General features: G+C 37.4%; 15 protein-coding genes. 7 read left to right on the top strand and 8 right to left on the bottom strand.

Going from position 1 to position 13,443, the window contains the following annotated elements; translation table 11 throughout:
• Nucleotides 1-68 precede the first annotated feature (68 nt).
• The 3 genes from dnaG to ASU31_RS05410 all read left to right on the top strand — a co-directional run bounded on the left by dnaG (nucleotide 69) and on the right by ASU31_RS05410 (nucleotide 3,636).
• Nucleotides 69-2,048, top strand: coding sequence for a DNA primase (dnaG, locus tag ASU31_RS05420; RefSeq protein WP_057931359.1), 1,980 nt, complete (start codon nucleotides 69-71; stop codon nucleotides 2,046-2,048).
• Between the two features lie 162 nt (nucleotides 2,049-2,210).
• A complete protein-coding gene (locus ASU31_RS05415; RefSeq protein ID WP_057931358.1) occupies nucleotides 2,211-2,576 on the top strand; it encodes a YraN family protein in 366 nt (121 codons plus the stop codon).
• Nucleotides 2,554-3,636, top strand: coding sequence for a glutaminyl-peptide cyclotransferase (locus ASU31_RS05410; RefSeq protein ID WP_057931357.1), 1,083 nt, complete (start codon nucleotides 2,554-2,556; stop codon nucleotides 3,634-3,636). Before ASU31_RS05415 ends, ASU31_RS05410 begins: the two co-directional genes overlap by 23 nt.
• Before the next feature lie 90 nt (nucleotides 3,637-3,726).
• Here the strand turns inward: ASU31_RS05410 and ASU31_RS05405 are convergent, their stop codons facing one another.
• The 4 genes from ASU31_RS05405 to ASU31_RS05390 form a co-directional block, all read right to left on the bottom strand.
• On the bottom strand, nucleotides 3,727-4,257 hold the full coding sequence (locus ASU31_RS05405) for a DUF4251 domain-containing protein (RefSeq protein WP_057931356.1): 531 nt from the start codon (nucleotides 4,255-4,257) through the stop codon (nucleotides 3,727-3,729).
• Nucleotides 4,258-4,354: 97 nt separating this feature from the next.
• On the bottom strand, nucleotides 4,355-4,978 hold the full coding sequence (locus ASU31_RS05400) for a prealbumin-like fold domain-containing protein (protein ID WP_057931355.1): 624 nt from the start codon (nucleotides 4,976-4,978) through the stop codon (nucleotides 4,355-4,357).
• 87 nt (nucleotides 4,979-5,065) lie between these two features.
• Entirely contained in the window at nucleotides 5,066-5,404 is a 339-nt protein-coding gene (locus ASU31_RS05395) for a TfoX/Sxy family protein (protein ID WP_057931354.1), read from the bottom strand.
• 9 nt (nucleotides 5,405-5,413) lie between these two features.
• Nucleotides 5,414-6,103 (bottom strand): hypothetical protein, encoded by a 690-nt coding sequence (locus tag ASU31_RS05390; RefSeq protein WP_157257929.1) that lies wholly within the window; start codon nucleotides 6,101-6,103, stop codon nucleotides 5,414-5,416.
• Nucleotides 6,104-6,189: 86 nt separating this feature from the next.
• Between ASU31_RS05390 and ASU31_RS05385 the strand changes: the two genes are divergently transcribed.
• Both ASU31_RS05385 and ASU31_RS05380 read left to right on the top strand, forming a co-directional pair.
• Nucleotides 6,190-6,798 carry a ribonuclease HII gene (locus ASU31_RS05385; protein WP_057931352.1) on the top strand — a complete coding sequence of 203 codons (609 nt, stop codon included), beginning with the start codon at nucleotides 6,190-6,192 and terminating at the stop codon, nucleotides 6,796-6,798.
• Nucleotides 6,799-6,820: 22 nt separating this feature from the next.
• Nucleotides 6,821-8,023: a glycosyltransferase family 4 protein gene (locus ASU31_RS05380; protein ID WP_057931351.1), complete on the top strand. Its 1,203-nt coding sequence runs from the start codon at nucleotides 6,821-6,823 to the stop codon at nucleotides 8,021-8,023.
• Between the two features lie 11 nt (nucleotides 8,024-8,034).
• On the opposite strand, the gene ASU31_RS05375 is transcribed toward ASU31_RS05380, so the two are convergent.
• On the bottom strand, nucleotides 8,035-8,280 hold the full coding sequence (locus ASU31_RS05375) for a hypothetical protein (RefSeq protein WP_057931350.1): 246 nt from the start codon (nucleotides 8,278-8,280) through the stop codon (nucleotides 8,035-8,037).
• A gap of 17 nt (nucleotides 8,281-8,297) precedes the next feature.
• Nucleotides 8,298-9,158: a tetratricopeptide repeat protein gene (locus ASU31_RS05370; protein WP_057931349.1), complete on the bottom strand. Its 861-nt coding sequence runs from the start codon at nucleotides 9,156-9,158 to the stop codon at nucleotides 8,298-8,300.
• A gap of 305 nt (nucleotides 9,159-9,463) precedes the next feature.
• Here ASU31_RS05370 and gcvT point away from each other — a divergent pair, with 305 nt between their 5' ends.
• Nucleotides 9,464-10,543 (top strand): glycine cleavage system aminomethyltransferase GcvT, encoded by a 1,080-nt coding sequence (gene gcvT / locus ASU31_RS05365; protein ID WP_057931348.1) that lies wholly within the window; start codon nucleotides 9,464-9,466, stop codon nucleotides 10,541-10,543.
• A gap of 74 nt (nucleotides 10,544-10,617) precedes the next feature.
• A complete protein-coding gene (locus ASU31_RS05360) occupies nucleotides 10,618-11,337 on the top strand; it encodes a 2-phosphosulfolactate phosphatase (RefSeq protein ID WP_057931347.1) in 720 nt (239 codons plus the stop codon).
• Between the two features lie 135 nt (nucleotides 11,338-11,472).
• Here ASU31_RS05360 and ASU31_RS05355 read toward each other — a convergent pair whose 3' ends face one another.
• Nucleotides 11,473-12,444 carry an omptin family outer membrane protease gene (locus ASU31_RS05355; protein WP_057931346.1) on the bottom strand — a complete coding sequence of 324 codons (972 nt, stop codon included), beginning with the start codon at nucleotides 12,442-12,444 and terminating at the stop codon, nucleotides 11,473-11,475.
• A gap of 20 nt (nucleotides 12,445-12,464) precedes the next feature.
• Nucleotides 12,465-13,259, bottom strand: a complete 795-nt coding sequence (locus ASU31_RS05350) for a M12 family metallopeptidase (RefSeq protein ID WP_057931345.1) — start codon at nucleotides 13,257-13,259, stop codon at nucleotides 12,465-12,467.
• Nucleotides 13,260-13,443: the final 184 nt, after the last annotated feature.

The raw sequence follows: 13,443 nt of genomic DNA, 5'->3' as shown, positions 1-13,443 counted from the left end.
CTGTGTTCTTTGTGTTTTTTCTCTGTTATCTTTGTGGTTAAATAAGAAGAGGAAAGAGCTGTGCGTATATGATAAACCGCGAAACGATAGATAAGATAATGGATACCGCCCGCATTGAGGAGGTAGTTGGGGATTTTGTGCACTTAAAAAAACGCGGAACCAGTTTAATTGGTAATTGCCCGTTCCATGGCGAAAAAACACCTTCCTTTCACGTATCGGTAACTAAAGGCATTTACAAATGTTTTGGTTGTGGTAAAGGAGGTGATTCAGTGCGCTTCATTATGGATCATGAAAAATATTCATATCCGGAAGCGCTTAAATTTTTAGCCAATAAATACAATATAGAAGTTGAGGAAGCCGAACTAAGTCCTCAGGATGCTGAAGCACAAAGTGCCAAAGAAAGCCTTTACGTAGTTTCGCAGTACGCTGCTGCATTTTTTGTAAAACAGCTTTGGGAGACGGATGAGGGCAAGGGCATAGGCCTAAGTTATTTTAAAGAACGTGGCTTTAGGGAAGACATCCTTAAAAAATTTGAGGTGGGTTATTCTCCTGATGTATGGGATGCGATGACGCAAAGCGCGATTAATGCAGGTCATAAATTAGAATTTTTAGAAGCTACTGGATTATCGATCAAAAACGACAACGGTAAAATTTACGATCGCTTCCGTGGTCGGGTAATGTTTCCGATTCATAACTTTACTGGCAGAATTATTGGTTTTGGTGGCAGAACACTAAAAACGGATAAAAACGTTCCGAAATATGTTAATTCGCCTGAAAGTGAAATTTACCACAAGTCGAATGTACTTTATGGTTTGTTCCATGCCAAAAAAGCCATCCGCGATTTAGATAACTGTTACTTAGCAGAAGGCTACGCCGATGTACTTTCCGTTCATCAGGCTGGAATAGAAAACGTAGTAGCCTCATCAGGTACTTCGTTAACGGTAGAGCAGATTAAACTGATTGGGCGTTTTACCCAGAACATTACCATTTTATTTGATGGAGATGCTGCGGGTATTAAAGCCTCCCTCCGTGGTTTGGATATGATTTTGGAAGAAGGGCTGAACGTAAAAATCGTTTCCTTTCCCGATGGCCATGATCCCGATTCTTATATGCACCATGTTGGGGCAGGGGCTTTTAAAACCTATCTCGAGGAGAATAGGAAAGACTTTATTTTGTACAAAGCGAATGTGCTCCTTAAAGATGCGGGCAACGATCCGATCAAACGGGCAGGCATTATCCGCGATATTGTAGAGAGTATTGCCAAAATTCCTGACCCGATTAAAGCATCTGTTTTTATCCGCGAGTGTAGCAGTTTGCTCGAAATAGATGAGCATATCTTACTGAGTGAGTTAAATAAAATGCGCTCGGCAAAACTTAAAAAAAGCTTTGATAATAACCAGCGGGCAAATCCGTCATCAAGTCCAAAGCCATATTCTTCAGGTGCACCTGAGCCACTTGGCCCACCCGATGATTTATGGGATGACAGTGCAGGTCCAATGGGTTACGAACAACCCGTAGAAGAGAATGAGCATCAGGAAAAAGAAATTGTGCGCTTGTTATTGGCTTTCGGGCACGAATTTGTAAACTGGGATAAAATTGATGATATGTACATCGGTTCATTCATCATGCAGAACCTGAGCGATGTAGAATTTGATGATCCACTTTGCAAAAGAATTATCGATTATTATAAATCAGAAATCGACAATGGCCGGTTACCCACGTCGAACCACTTTGTTAAACATGAGGATAGAGATATTGCCGATCTGGCCATTACACTTTCAACCTCAGAATATGCTTTAAGTGAGAACTGGTTAAATAAACATCTTATCTATGTTAAAGATGAAACCATGAATTTAAAAGCGACTATTTTAGGTGGCATTTTTCATCTTAAAAAACGTAAAGTCGAAAAAATATTGATGAACCTGTTGAAAGAGATTAAAGAGGAAAAGAACGAGGATAACCAAATCATTTTAATGCAGCGTTATGGAGTGATTAAAGGCGTTGAGCGAGAGATTTCTAAGTTCCTGGGGTCTGTTATTGTTAAATAAATTACAGATGACAGGAGTGCTGTAGAGATGTCGTCATCTCGACTGAAGCGTAACAAAATGGAAAGATCTATCTAAACAGATTTCTCGACTGCGTTGCACTCCGCTCGAAATGACGGCTTTTCCAGAATGACAATCGACTAGTGAAAAATTCAATAATTAGATATGGCACTTCACAACGATTTAGGTAAAGCAGGCGAAAATATTGCAAGGCAATATCTGGAAGACCAGGGTTATGAGATTTTAGATGAAAACTGGACGCATGGTAAAGCCGAGGTAGATCTAATCGTTTATAAAAACGGGATCATGATTTTTGTCGAAGTTAAATCCCGGAGCTCGGTTGCTTTTGGCGAGCCGGAAGAATTTGTACACAAAGCCAAGCAAATACAGATGGAACTGGCCGCTAATGCTTATATTGAATTAATGAACCATCAAAATGATATCCGTTTTGATATTATTGCAATTACATTTACAAAAAATAAAAATTATAATTTAAACCATATTGAAGATGCGTTTTGGCCTGAAGATTAACCCCATCAAAAGTTTCATATTTATCGGAATCGCGCTTGCACTCGTAAGTTCTTGTAAAGATAGTTCTACCACAACTTACCGTAGTTTTCTTTCTCCAATGACAGGTCTTAATGTGCCGTCAGGAAATGAATTTGAGGTTAAAGTGCAGTTTGGCGCTGAGCAAAAAGTAGATTCTGTAGTTTATTTAATTGATACCATTAAAGTTGTTTCAAAAGCCGATACTTCGGCCATCAAGCTTAAAACTGAAGGTTTGAAATTGGGTAACCATCTGGTAACAGCCAAAATATTTGGCGCTGGAAAATCTGAAGATTTAACCTCCAATATTAATGTTTTAGCAGCTCAGGCGCCAACGGAATATACCTATAAGGTGATTAAAACCTTGCCTCACGATACCTCTTCTTATGTAGAGGGCTTAGAATATCATGATGGCTTTTTTTACGAAAGTGCTGGCGATTATGGTCATTCCAGTTTACGTAAAGTAGAACCTTCTACGGGGAAAATCCTTCAGAAAGCAGATTTAGATAAACAGTATTTTGGAGAAGGCATAACCGTAATCGGAAACAAAATTATTCAGTTAACTTACCGCGAAAAAGTTGGCTTTGTATATGATAAAGCTACCTTTAAAAAATTATCTGAATTTTCCTACACTACCGGCAGAGAAGGCTGGGGCCTGGCTTTTGATGGCGAGAAAGTATTGAATACCGATGGTTCAAATACGATCTTTTTTCTGGATAAAGATACCTATCAAAAAATTGGTTCGATTGATGTTTTTGATAATAAAGGATCCATCCAAAACCTGAATGAACTTGAAATTATCGACGGTAAAATTTATGCAAATGTATATACCACGAATGAAATCCTGATCATCAATTCAGAAACGGGTGCCGTTGAAAGTAAGATCGATTTATCCGGACTATTGCCAGCTGATTATTTTAAAACCGAAGATGAAAAGGCCAATAATGTGTTAAATGGCATTGCTTATGATAAAGCAACTAAAAGACTTTTTGTCGCCGGTAAAAAGTGGCCACATATTTTTCAGATCGAGTTGGTTAAAAAGTAGTTTAATTTATCGATATGTCACATTGAGCTTGTCGAAATGCCTTAATATTAATTTAGATAGGTCCTTCGACAGGCTCACGATGACAAACTTTTAATCTTGTTTCTTCGGCTCGTCTAAATAACCGTTAAAAATAATGGGTTGTTTATTCATACTGCTTGCCGTTAATGAGGCATAGCCATTGGTTGAGATATTAATGGTAAACCGATAGTTCTCTCTTTTTACATCCTTTGTATTAATCTGGATGGTGTACGTTCCTTTTTTATTCTTCGATTCTGTGTAAGTAAAATCTTTTGAAGTGAATTTAATCCCACCCTGGCTCGGATCCATAGGGGCAGAAAAAGATCTTCCATAATAAGGCAGGTAGGCCACTACGCTATCTTTGGTAACCCTCACATCGTATTGCGAACCTGTTAGGTTTATAGAAGAACCACCTAGTGCGCCAGGCATCATGCTGAACACTTTGTTAATATCATTGTTGGACATTGGCAGGGCGGTGTTGGCAACAAAAGTATAGTTCTTATCCGCTACAATTTTTACTGTAGTTTCTTTATTGGTTTGGGCAAATAATTGAACCCCAATCAAAAGAAAGGCAAGGCTCAATATTAAATTTAAACGTTTCATAATGTGTGTTTTAAATGTGTAACAATTTAAAGATGCACAGACTTGAAAGATTCCATAATAGTGCCAAAAAATGGAACGTGGCGTAAATTTAACGATTTTAGTTTTTATATAGTGGATTTACCTTTTCCGAATAACTCGATTTGTATAGCGGATTACTTTTCTCTGTTGAAGAAGCACCCATTGCTGTGAATTTATAGGTGCCTACAGGAAGGTTGTTGAGTTCAATTTCTCCATTTTCGTTCGTAATTAAAGTAATCAAATTGCCCCCGGGATTTTTGCCGCCTTTAACTATTATGCCGCCAATCGGTGAGCCCGCTACCCTCGATTTTGGATTGGTTGAAGGCACAGAAATGATAAACTTATAGTTTCCGGCACTTGCATTGTTAAATTCTATCTCACCATTTGAGTTGGTTATGAGGGTAATTGCATCACTTCCTGGGTTTTTACCTCCTTTTACCACAATGCCACCAATAGGTTGCCCAGTCACAAAACTTACTTCGCCAGTGGCTACATCTAATTTGCCTTTAATCGATTTCATGATGCAAGGGAAATGTGATTCAGGATAATTTAGCTTACAATAATCGCAGTAATGCCCCTCGGGAGCCTGAGCTCGTAATTGTTGCGTGTTGGTTTCTGTTGATGTTGCAGTTCTTTTTACTTGAGCCAGAACAGTAAATGAAATTGATAGCAGAAATACCGCTATAGCAGCTCCTTTTTTCATAAAATTTGATTAGAACTACAAAATTAATCAAAAAATATGGCTCTTGCTAGTTTTTAAAGGCTAGTGGGATAATGGCTGGTTATTTGACTATTTCCTTTTGGATGCTTTCGCAAAAGGATTGAAGGCCAGAGCAAGGTTAACCCAGAAATCGAGCTCATCATTTCGGCCTAAAACATCTTCTGATACCGAAATGTAGCCCTTCATTGGTCTACTGCCCATAACCATCTGATGCCATCCATCTTTATCTGATAAATTTTCTAAAGTATTGGGGGCGAGCCTCACCATCATGCTGTTCTTAGAAACACCAATACACATTTTGCCGTTCACCATAAAAATAAGTCCACTGAACATTTCTTTTTCCTCTACATCTTGTATATGCATTAAACGTTCGGCAACGCGAAGGGCAAGGGTTTCGTTGTATTTCATGATCTAAAGCTAGTGTACATCTTTGTTTGTCCCATATTTAATTCCAGCTGTGTAAAAATATTTTCTGATCAAGTCGTATTTTTCATTGCAAAATTGCCCGGTCTTCATTTTCTCCGAACTCTCCTTCCTATTATAGCACTCAAAACAGATCTCCATATATTCGGCTACTAAGCCATTTTCATCTAAGAATACAATTGCATTTCTAGGCTCATAGCACATATATCCTTCTGATTCAGCTATCAGTAACCCCTTGTAGCTTTTGGTAGAGGTGTAGCCAAAGTTATAGAGTACATCGGTAAGTTTATCCACCTCCAAAGCCGATAAAATCTTCTTTTCTTTTATCCTTGTTAAATCTAATTTTTGTTTTTTTTCCAGTAGTGTATGGTAAACTTCTTCCTCAACCGGGGTGTTGATCGGAGCTTTAGTGGTATCAGTATAAATGATCTCAGCCCTTAAATCTGGTGGTTCAAAAGAGATCAGCATAACAGTTCTATTTTGGTTAAAGGGGAAAAATTTTAATCTGTCTGCAGGTGAATATTTGTTCCGATAAATGCAAGCCATGCGCTTTTCTAAAACAGCATAATCCAGACCCGTAGCTGGAAAAAGCGGTGGCGGTAGTACTATGGCCTGCTTTTTCTTCTGAGCGAAACCCATAAGGCATAACAAACAAAAAATAAGGGTTAATCTAGTTCTATGCATTAAAATTGTTTATCCTTAAAATTAATGTTTATAAGATGTTGAACAAAATAATTTTCTTACTATCTCTATTTCAGTAAATTTGCAACATGTTGTTAAACTGCTATCAGGAAGAATTATTAGAGGCTGGGTGTGATGAAGCTGGAAGAGGTTGCCTCGCCGGGCCTGTTTTTGCAGCAGCGGTTATTTTGCCAAAAGGTTTTGTGTTAGAAGGTTTAAATGATTCCAAACAGCTATCTCATGATCAAAGGGCTTTACTAAGACCAATTATTGAGAAACAAGCTTTGGCCTGGGCAGTGGCTTCATGCGATCATGAAGAGATAGACCGGATCAACATTTTAAATGCTTCGTTTTTGGCTATGCACAGGGCAATCGAAAAATTACATACCCAACCACAATACTTGGTAATTGATGGAAACCGTTTCAAAACCTATCCGCAAATTCCACACAGCTGTATTGTTAAGGGCGATGGTAAGTATTTAAATATCGCTGCGGCTTCTATATTGGCCAAAACCCATCGTGATGAATATATGACCAATCTGCATGTCGATTTTCCGCATTATAATTGGCAGCAGAATAAAGGATACCCAACCATTGCGCACCGTAAGGCTGTAGTCGAAATCGGGTTATCACCTTTTCACCGAAAAACTTTTAATGTGAGCGACCCTCAGTTAGAACTGTTTTCAAAAAACGCCTAAAATTTCGTATTTTCACAACATTGTGAAAATTCTGTTGATTACTAAGCGGGTTCCCTTTCCGCCAAATAGTGGTTATCCCATTGTGGTTTATAACACCATAAAAGGCTTGCTGCAACTTGGCGCAGATATTACTTTGTTTAGCCTCAACCCCACAAAAGGAAGAATCGATATCGAAGATATCTACGATCCTATTTTTGAACAGATTAAATACCATACCTACGATTTAGATACCGATGTAAATGTATGGTCGGCTTTTTTTAATATTTTCACTAACGAATCGTACAACGTTTCCCGATACTATAGCGAAGATGCTGCGCGGCAGTTAGAAAACCTGCTACGCGAAAACGTGTTTGATATCATCCAATTCGAAGGTCTCTTTGTTGTTCCTTATCTGGATGTAGTTAAGGCAAACAGTAATGCCAAGCTCATCTATCGGGCACACAATATCGAATTTACCCTTTGGGAACGTCTTTCTCATTCAGAAAAATTTCTCATCCGCCGCAAGTATTTAGCTTTTTTAGCCCAGCGGCTCAAGGCATATGAAACCGATCAGATTAACCGTTTCCACCATATTTTTGCCATTAGCGAACCCGATCGGCAAAGTATATTAATGTTCGGCTGCGAAATTCCGATGTCGGTTTTTCCGGTTGCCATCGATTTGGAAAAATATAAAGTAGATAAAAGTAAAACCAGTTTTCCTACACTGTTTCATTTAGGTGCAATGGACTGGCGACCGAATCAGGAAGGACTAGAATGGTTTTTGGATGATATCTGGCCCGATATTGAAAAACTGAATAAAGATCTTCGTTTTTATATCGCAGGAAAAAACATGCAGAAACATTTCTTCGAATACGATTCAGAAAATCTGATTGTAGAGGGTGAGGTTTTTGATGCCGTAGAATTTATGAACTCTAAGGCAATTATGATTGTTCCTTTAATCTCTGGCACGGGAATGCGGGTAAAGATTATTGAAGGTATGGCTATGAAAAAATGCATCATTGCTACCACTACGGCTGCAGAGGGAATTAATTGCAGGCATGGCCATGATATTTTAATTGCCGATTCTGCAGATGAATTTTACCGGTCGATTTTACAGTGTATCATTAACCCTAAACGTTGGGTGGAAATAGGAGAGAACGCTCGCAAAACAGTCGAAAACGACCATGGCGTGCATTTAATCTCTAGCAAAATGCTGAAGATTTACGAAGAATTGGTGAGTGTATAATAGTCATGAACTTATCGGCTCAGACCCCTTTCTCTTACAAATTCATTAAAATATTTTTGTTCAATTTTCTCTTCAGCGGATAAATCTTCAAATTTGATATCAGACATACCGATCGGAGAATAAAATTTCCATATAGGGCGATGTTTGATGAACAACTCTTTATCCCCAAACTCATCGTGAACATAAACACCACAGAAAAATCTAAAAATAATAGAGATTCCAGCAAAGGAAATAAAAAATATGATTTTGCTTTTCATCGCTAAGAGTCTTCGGCTTAAACACAATGTTTGTTTATTCTATCTTTAGCATAATCTGCGCTAAATTCTAGTGCTTTATTCCAGTTATGGCAAGCAAGCTCTTTATTTTTTAAGTTAAGCATTGTGTTACCGAGATTATAATAAGCGCTTTGTTTATCTTCTGAATCTGTATGATCAAAAGAGAGGATTTTTTCATAATCAGCAATAGCACCTTGATAATCTCCATTTTCATCCTTTAATCCTCCTCTATTAAGCAGTGCGGCTGTAAAATCTGGAGCTATTGTGATTGCACTATTGTAATCTCCTAGTGCAGCTTTCCATCTATATAATTCATTTTTTACAATTGCTCTTGAGTAAAGAGAATCAACTTTCCTCGGGTTTATATTTAAAGTTAACGACCAATTGATAATCGAACCGCTTAAATCACCATTTTCATAACATACCAGCGCTTTGTCGAAATAAAAGCTTTCTTTTTCGCTTGATAGATCAGGAAAACTTTGCTCGTTAGGGTCGTACAAGCCACCATAAGCATCAAGTTTAGCGTCGAATTCGTAACCTCTTTTATACATATCGATTACCCAGTAAAGAAGGTTTTCTGAGGTAATTGGGATTTCATTAGTTTCTCCGCTAATTTCCGATAAGCCTTCATAACTGTTTATTTCTGATAGGGTGTATGGGTAATGCGATTTTATGAAATCACCTAGATTGATAAGGTTTTCCTTTTTGTCAGAAATAAAGGTAAAATCCATTTTAGTATAACTATTTTCCTTAACTCCACTTTTTAACATATTTGTGTGTACATCCCTTGCTCCTGTTACTTCGTTTTGGAAGTTGTCTGCAAAGTTTTTCCAGGTGAAATAACTATTACTTTTTTTCATACGCTTTTATTTATATCCAAGTGATTGGTGTGTAAATTATAACTATTTATTTGATATTAGTGTTAAGTTTTAATGAAAGTTAGTTGATGCTGTGTTATTTGAGGACAGATCTTTTAATAGATGCTGAAACAAGTTTAGCATGAAGGATGAATAGAAAAATCATCTAAAAACTCCTTAAATTAACCTCAAAATTTTGTCTTTTTCTTAGTACTTTTGCACCCCAAGAAGAATAACGAATAAAGCCGTCATAATTCATAGAATATCAGCTATACTGGCTTCATTATCATAAAAAATAAAATTTACGGATGAAAAACACCGCATTAACAGAAAAACACATCGCTTTAGGCGCTAAAATGGTTCCATTTGCAGGTTACAATATGCCTGTTACTTACGAAGGTATTAATGCAGAACATGCAACTGTTCGTAACGGCGTGGGTGTTTTTGATGTAAGCCATATGGGCGAATTTATTCTGAAAGGTGAAAACGCATTGGATCTTATTCAACGTGTAACCAGTAACGATGCATCTAAATTATACGATGGAAAAGTTCAGTACTCTTGTTTGCCAAACCAAGACGGTGGTATTGTAGATGATCTTTTGGTTTACAAAATAGATGATAAAACATATATGTTGGTAGTAAACGCTTCTAACATCGAAAAAGATTGGAACTGGATTCAACAATTCAATTCGAAAGGTGTGGAAATGCACAATATTTCGGATCAAACCTCTCTTTTAGCCATTCAAGGGCCAAAAGCAGCAGATGCTTTACAAACATTAACTGATGTTGATTTGGCATCAATGGAATATTATACTTTCGTTAAAGGTACCTTCGCTGGTGTTGATAATGTAGTTATTTCTGCAACAGGTTATACCGGCGCTGGTGGTTTCGAAATTTATTTCGAAAACCAATATGCCGATCAAATTTGGGATGCTATTTTTAAAGCAGGTGCGCCGTACAACATTCAGCCAATTGGCTTAGGTGCCCGCGATACTTTGCGTTTAGAAATGGGTTTTTGTTTATACGGAAATGATATTGATGATACGACTTCGCCAATTGAGGCCGGTTTAGGTTGGATTACTAAATTTTCTAAATCTTTTACCAATTCAGAGGCATTATTGGCGCAAAAAGAAGCCGGTATTCAAAAAAAATTGGTTGGTTTCGAAATGATCGATCGTGGTATTCCTCGCCATGATTATGAAATTGCTGATGCCGAAGGAAATATTATCGGTAAAGTAACTTCTGGTACACAGGCACCTTCTTTGCAAAAAGCAATAGGTATGGGCTACATTGCAAAAGATTTCACTAAAGAAGGAACTGAAGTTTTTATTTTAATCCGCAATACGCCAATTAAAGCTAAAGTGGTTAAGTTTCCTTTTTATAAATAGATAAAGTATTAAGTATCAAGTATCGAGATGGATTTGTCTTGATACTTGATACTCTAGTACTCGATACTCAACATATGTCAAAAAAAATAGAAGTTTGTTTAACTCCGGCCCTGATCGACTTGTACGATATAGAACAGAGTATTGTAGTCGTGATCGATATTTTAAGAGCCACATCATCTATTACTTACGGTATAGACAATGGTGCTGAAGCGATTATTCCCGTAGCTCAGGTAGAAGATTGTTTAAACTATCGTGATAGCGGATTTTTATTGGCGGCAGAACGAAATGGAGAGGTAGTTGCAGGCTATGATTTCGGTAACTCGCCATTCTCTTATACCCATGAAAAAGTAAACGGAAAAACGGTCGTTTTAACTACTACCAATGGAACCAAGGCCTTACATTTGGCACAGAAAAGAGCCTATCAGGTTGTAATTGGATCTTTTCTGAACCTAGATTCACTTTGCAGCTATTTGAAAAACCAGGATAAAAATGTGCTTTTGCTCTGCGCGGGTTGGAAAGATCAGTTTAATTTAGAAGACACCCTTTTTGCAGGTGCCGTAGTAAATAATCTCCGTCAAAATTTCGAACATTTTGATGATTCTAGCGTGGCGGCAGAAGATTTGTATGCCTTAGCTAAGGCAGATCTAAGAAAATATCTTCACAAATCATCACATAGCCATCGTTTGGCTCAGTTGAATATAGAAGAAGATGTTGTTTTCTGTTTGCAGTTAAATCTTTGCAAAACAATTCCGGTATTAGAAGGGGAGCGCTTGGTGGCTTTAAAAAACCTATAATATAGTCCTCGTTTATAACGAAGATTAGTGAGAACGACATTTCTAATGTGTTGCAATAATCTCTTATTGACGATAAATCGTCATTTTCCTCCATCCTCGTTACAAACGAGGACGATGTACCGTAGCCTTAAAAAATTAAAAGCTAAAATTTAAACCCAGCAATAGAGCATTTTTTCTGAAACTTGCGCCATTAAATTGAGTTTCCTCTGTTGATCGACTATTAAAATAGGCTTTATCTACACCAGAGTAAGTGTTGATATTATTGATCTTATAGTCAACTTCTACCCGTAAACTTTTGTTCAATGGTACTGCGAGATTGATATCGCCACTTAACGAAAAGGAATTTGCCTTATGTGTAAAGCTTACGGGTTTTGCAAAATCAGGAATTAAATTCCAGTTGGCTTTTGCCGAATAAGTATAAAAACCGCCTAAAACTGTAGCGCCTAGACTGAATTTCTGCATTTTAAGAACAAGCTCTGCGCCAAAATCGAATCCTTTATATCTTGCTACGTACGTAGAGTTTAAGCCTTTGCTATCAGGGTTATTTGCACTTTCTAACAGATGGAATTTTTGTTGATTATACGAAAGTCCAACAATTGGATTGATGTTAAAATCGCCAAATTTTAGCAGTTGGTAACTGAGCTGTAAATTGGCATCGTATAAATAACCTTTATTTGCGTTGAGGAGATCGAAATAAAAGGCACTTTGCCGGTTATCTTCTGCATAATCGGTATCCTCTGCCTCGCCCCGGGTTATGCTGCTGTATTGGTTAGCGGCTTTAATACTAAGTCGCTCGGTAATATTATATTTAATATCTAAGCCAAAACTAGGCCCTTTAAGGTTTTTCCAGATGAGTTCTGATAATACATTCGGGCTGGTTCCGGCTGCATTACCTGCAATAGACCAATCAAATCTTGATTGTTGAATACCTGCATAAGGCTTTACCTCCCATTTATGGAGATTATCTTGTGCAGATACAGTTTGGTAGAATAAAAAGAGTGTTAAGCAGGCTAAAAATGGTTTGATAAAGGAAATCCGCAAAGCGATCAGCATATCTGTTTTTATTTTATTAACAGCAAAATACACATAGTGGTTATTTAAAACCACTATGTGTAATAATTTATTTTCTAAAATGGATATACTGAAGCGATAAATGATTTGTCAGTAGGTGATAATACCGTATTCCATCCCACCTCGAAATCACCAATGGTTAATTCGTTTGGAACCGAATAGTGCATGATCGAATATTTATCATAAGCGCTATAATTGGTTTGGGTAGTACTGTATTTTGCAAATAAGTTATTGTCTACATCTGCCTGGCTCCAGTAATTTGGTGCAGCAGCATAATAGGCATAAACAGCAGGTTTATCCCAAGGAATAGCCACTAATGGATGTTGGTGCTCATGGATTAATCCTAATGCATGACCGAATTCGTGGATTACCACGCGGCTATATTCAGAATCTGCTGTAGTTGCAGTTAACCAGCCATAGTTCATAGTCGCACCGGTGCTAGGCGTTGATTTTCCTATGTACGACCAAGATCCATCTCCACTTACAAAACTTACCCTGATTTTGGCTGTATTATCGTTTGTTACAAAGTTGAATTTGATGTTGGCATATTGTTCCCATGCTTTCGCATATTGGATTACTTTAGCTCTGATGGCTGCGGTACTTCCGTTTAAACTTACTTTAATTGTAGTTCCCGGAGTCCATTTTGTTGACTTTAGAACGGCACCTCTTGGGGTAGTTCCATCTAAAGATCTTTCTGTACAGATCTGGATATTACCAAGCGGATTAACAGCTGATATTTCTGGTTTTTCTAAATCTGCCGTTTCAGTTGGTCTTTCTTTTTTACATGCGAATAATACTGTGGTTAGCGCCAGGGCCGTTAATAGGGTTTTATTTAATTTTAAGAATTTCATGTTTAGGTTTTTTTAGGTAAAAATTAATGATCTGTATTTGACTTGGGAATCAAGTTAGAAGATCGTAAAAACAGGAATTCTTCTTCTTTGAAAAAGAATAATCAGGTTGAAAAACATAGATAGACATTTAGGTTTAATTACCTCTGCATTTGCAAAGTATAATCCTAAAGTAAAATAATATTAT

It is taken from the genome of Pedobacter ginsenosidimutans, assembly GCF_001442625.1.
Classification (GTDB): domain Bacteria; phylum Bacteroidota; class Bacteroidia; order Sphingobacteriales; family Sphingobacteriaceae; genus Pedobacter; species Pedobacter ginsenosidimutans.
The sequence above is the reverse complement of the archived record's forward strand: the minus strand, read 5'-3'. Positions and strand labels throughout refer to the sequence as shown.

Bases quoted from the DNA above. Each gene is read 5' to 3' on its own strand.
- ASU31_RS05370 (WP_057931349.1), bottom strand. From the start codon at position 9,158: ATGAAAAAAAGTAATAGTTATTTCACCTGGAAAAACTTTGCAGACAAC.
- dnaG (WP_057931359.1), top strand. From the start codon at position 69: ATGATAAACCGCGAAACGATAGATAAGATAATGGATACCGCCCGCATT.
- ASU31_RS05395 (WP_057931354.1), bottom strand. From the start codon at position 5,404: ATGAAATACAACGAAACCCTTGCCCTTCGCGTTGCCGAACGTTTAATG.
- gcvT (WP_057931348.1), top strand. From the start codon at position 9,464: ATGAAAAACACCGCATTAACAGAAAAACACATCGCTTTAGGCGCTAAA.
- ASU31_RS05350 (WP_057931345.1), bottom strand. From the start codon at position 13,259: ATGAAATTCTTAAAATTAAATAAAACCCTATTAACGGCCCTGGCGCTA.
- ASU31_RS05360 (WP_057931347.1), top strand. From the start codon at position 10,618: ATGTCAAAAAAAATAGAAGTTTGTTTAACTCCGGCCCTGATCGACTTG.
- ASU31_RS05415 (WP_057931358.1), top strand. From the start codon at position 2,211: ATGGCACTTCACAACGATTTAGGTAAAGCAGGCGAAAATATTGCAAGG.
- ASU31_RS05375 (WP_057931350.1), bottom strand. From the start codon at position 8,280: ATGAAAAGCAAAATCATATTTTTTATTTCCTTTGCTGGAATCTCTATT.
- ASU31_RS05410 (WP_057931357.1), top strand. From the start codon at position 2,554: ATGCGTTTTGGCCTGAAGATTAACCCCATCAAAAGTTTCATATTTATC.
- ASU31_RS05385 (WP_057931352.1), top strand. From the start codon at position 6,190: ATGTTGTTAAACTGCTATCAGGAAGAATTATTAGAGGCTGGGTGTGAT.
- ASU31_RS05405 (WP_057931356.1), bottom strand. From the start codon at position 4,257: ATGAAACGTTTAAATTTAATATTGAGCCTTGCCTTTCTTTTGATTGGG.
- ASU31_RS05400 (WP_057931355.1), bottom strand. From the start codon at position 4,978: ATGAAAAAAGGAGCTGCTATAGCGGTATTTCTGCTATCAATTTCATTT.
- ASU31_RS05390 (WP_157257929.1), bottom strand. From the start codon at position 6,103: ATGCATAGAACTAGATTAACCCTTATTTTTTGTTTGTTATGCCTTATG.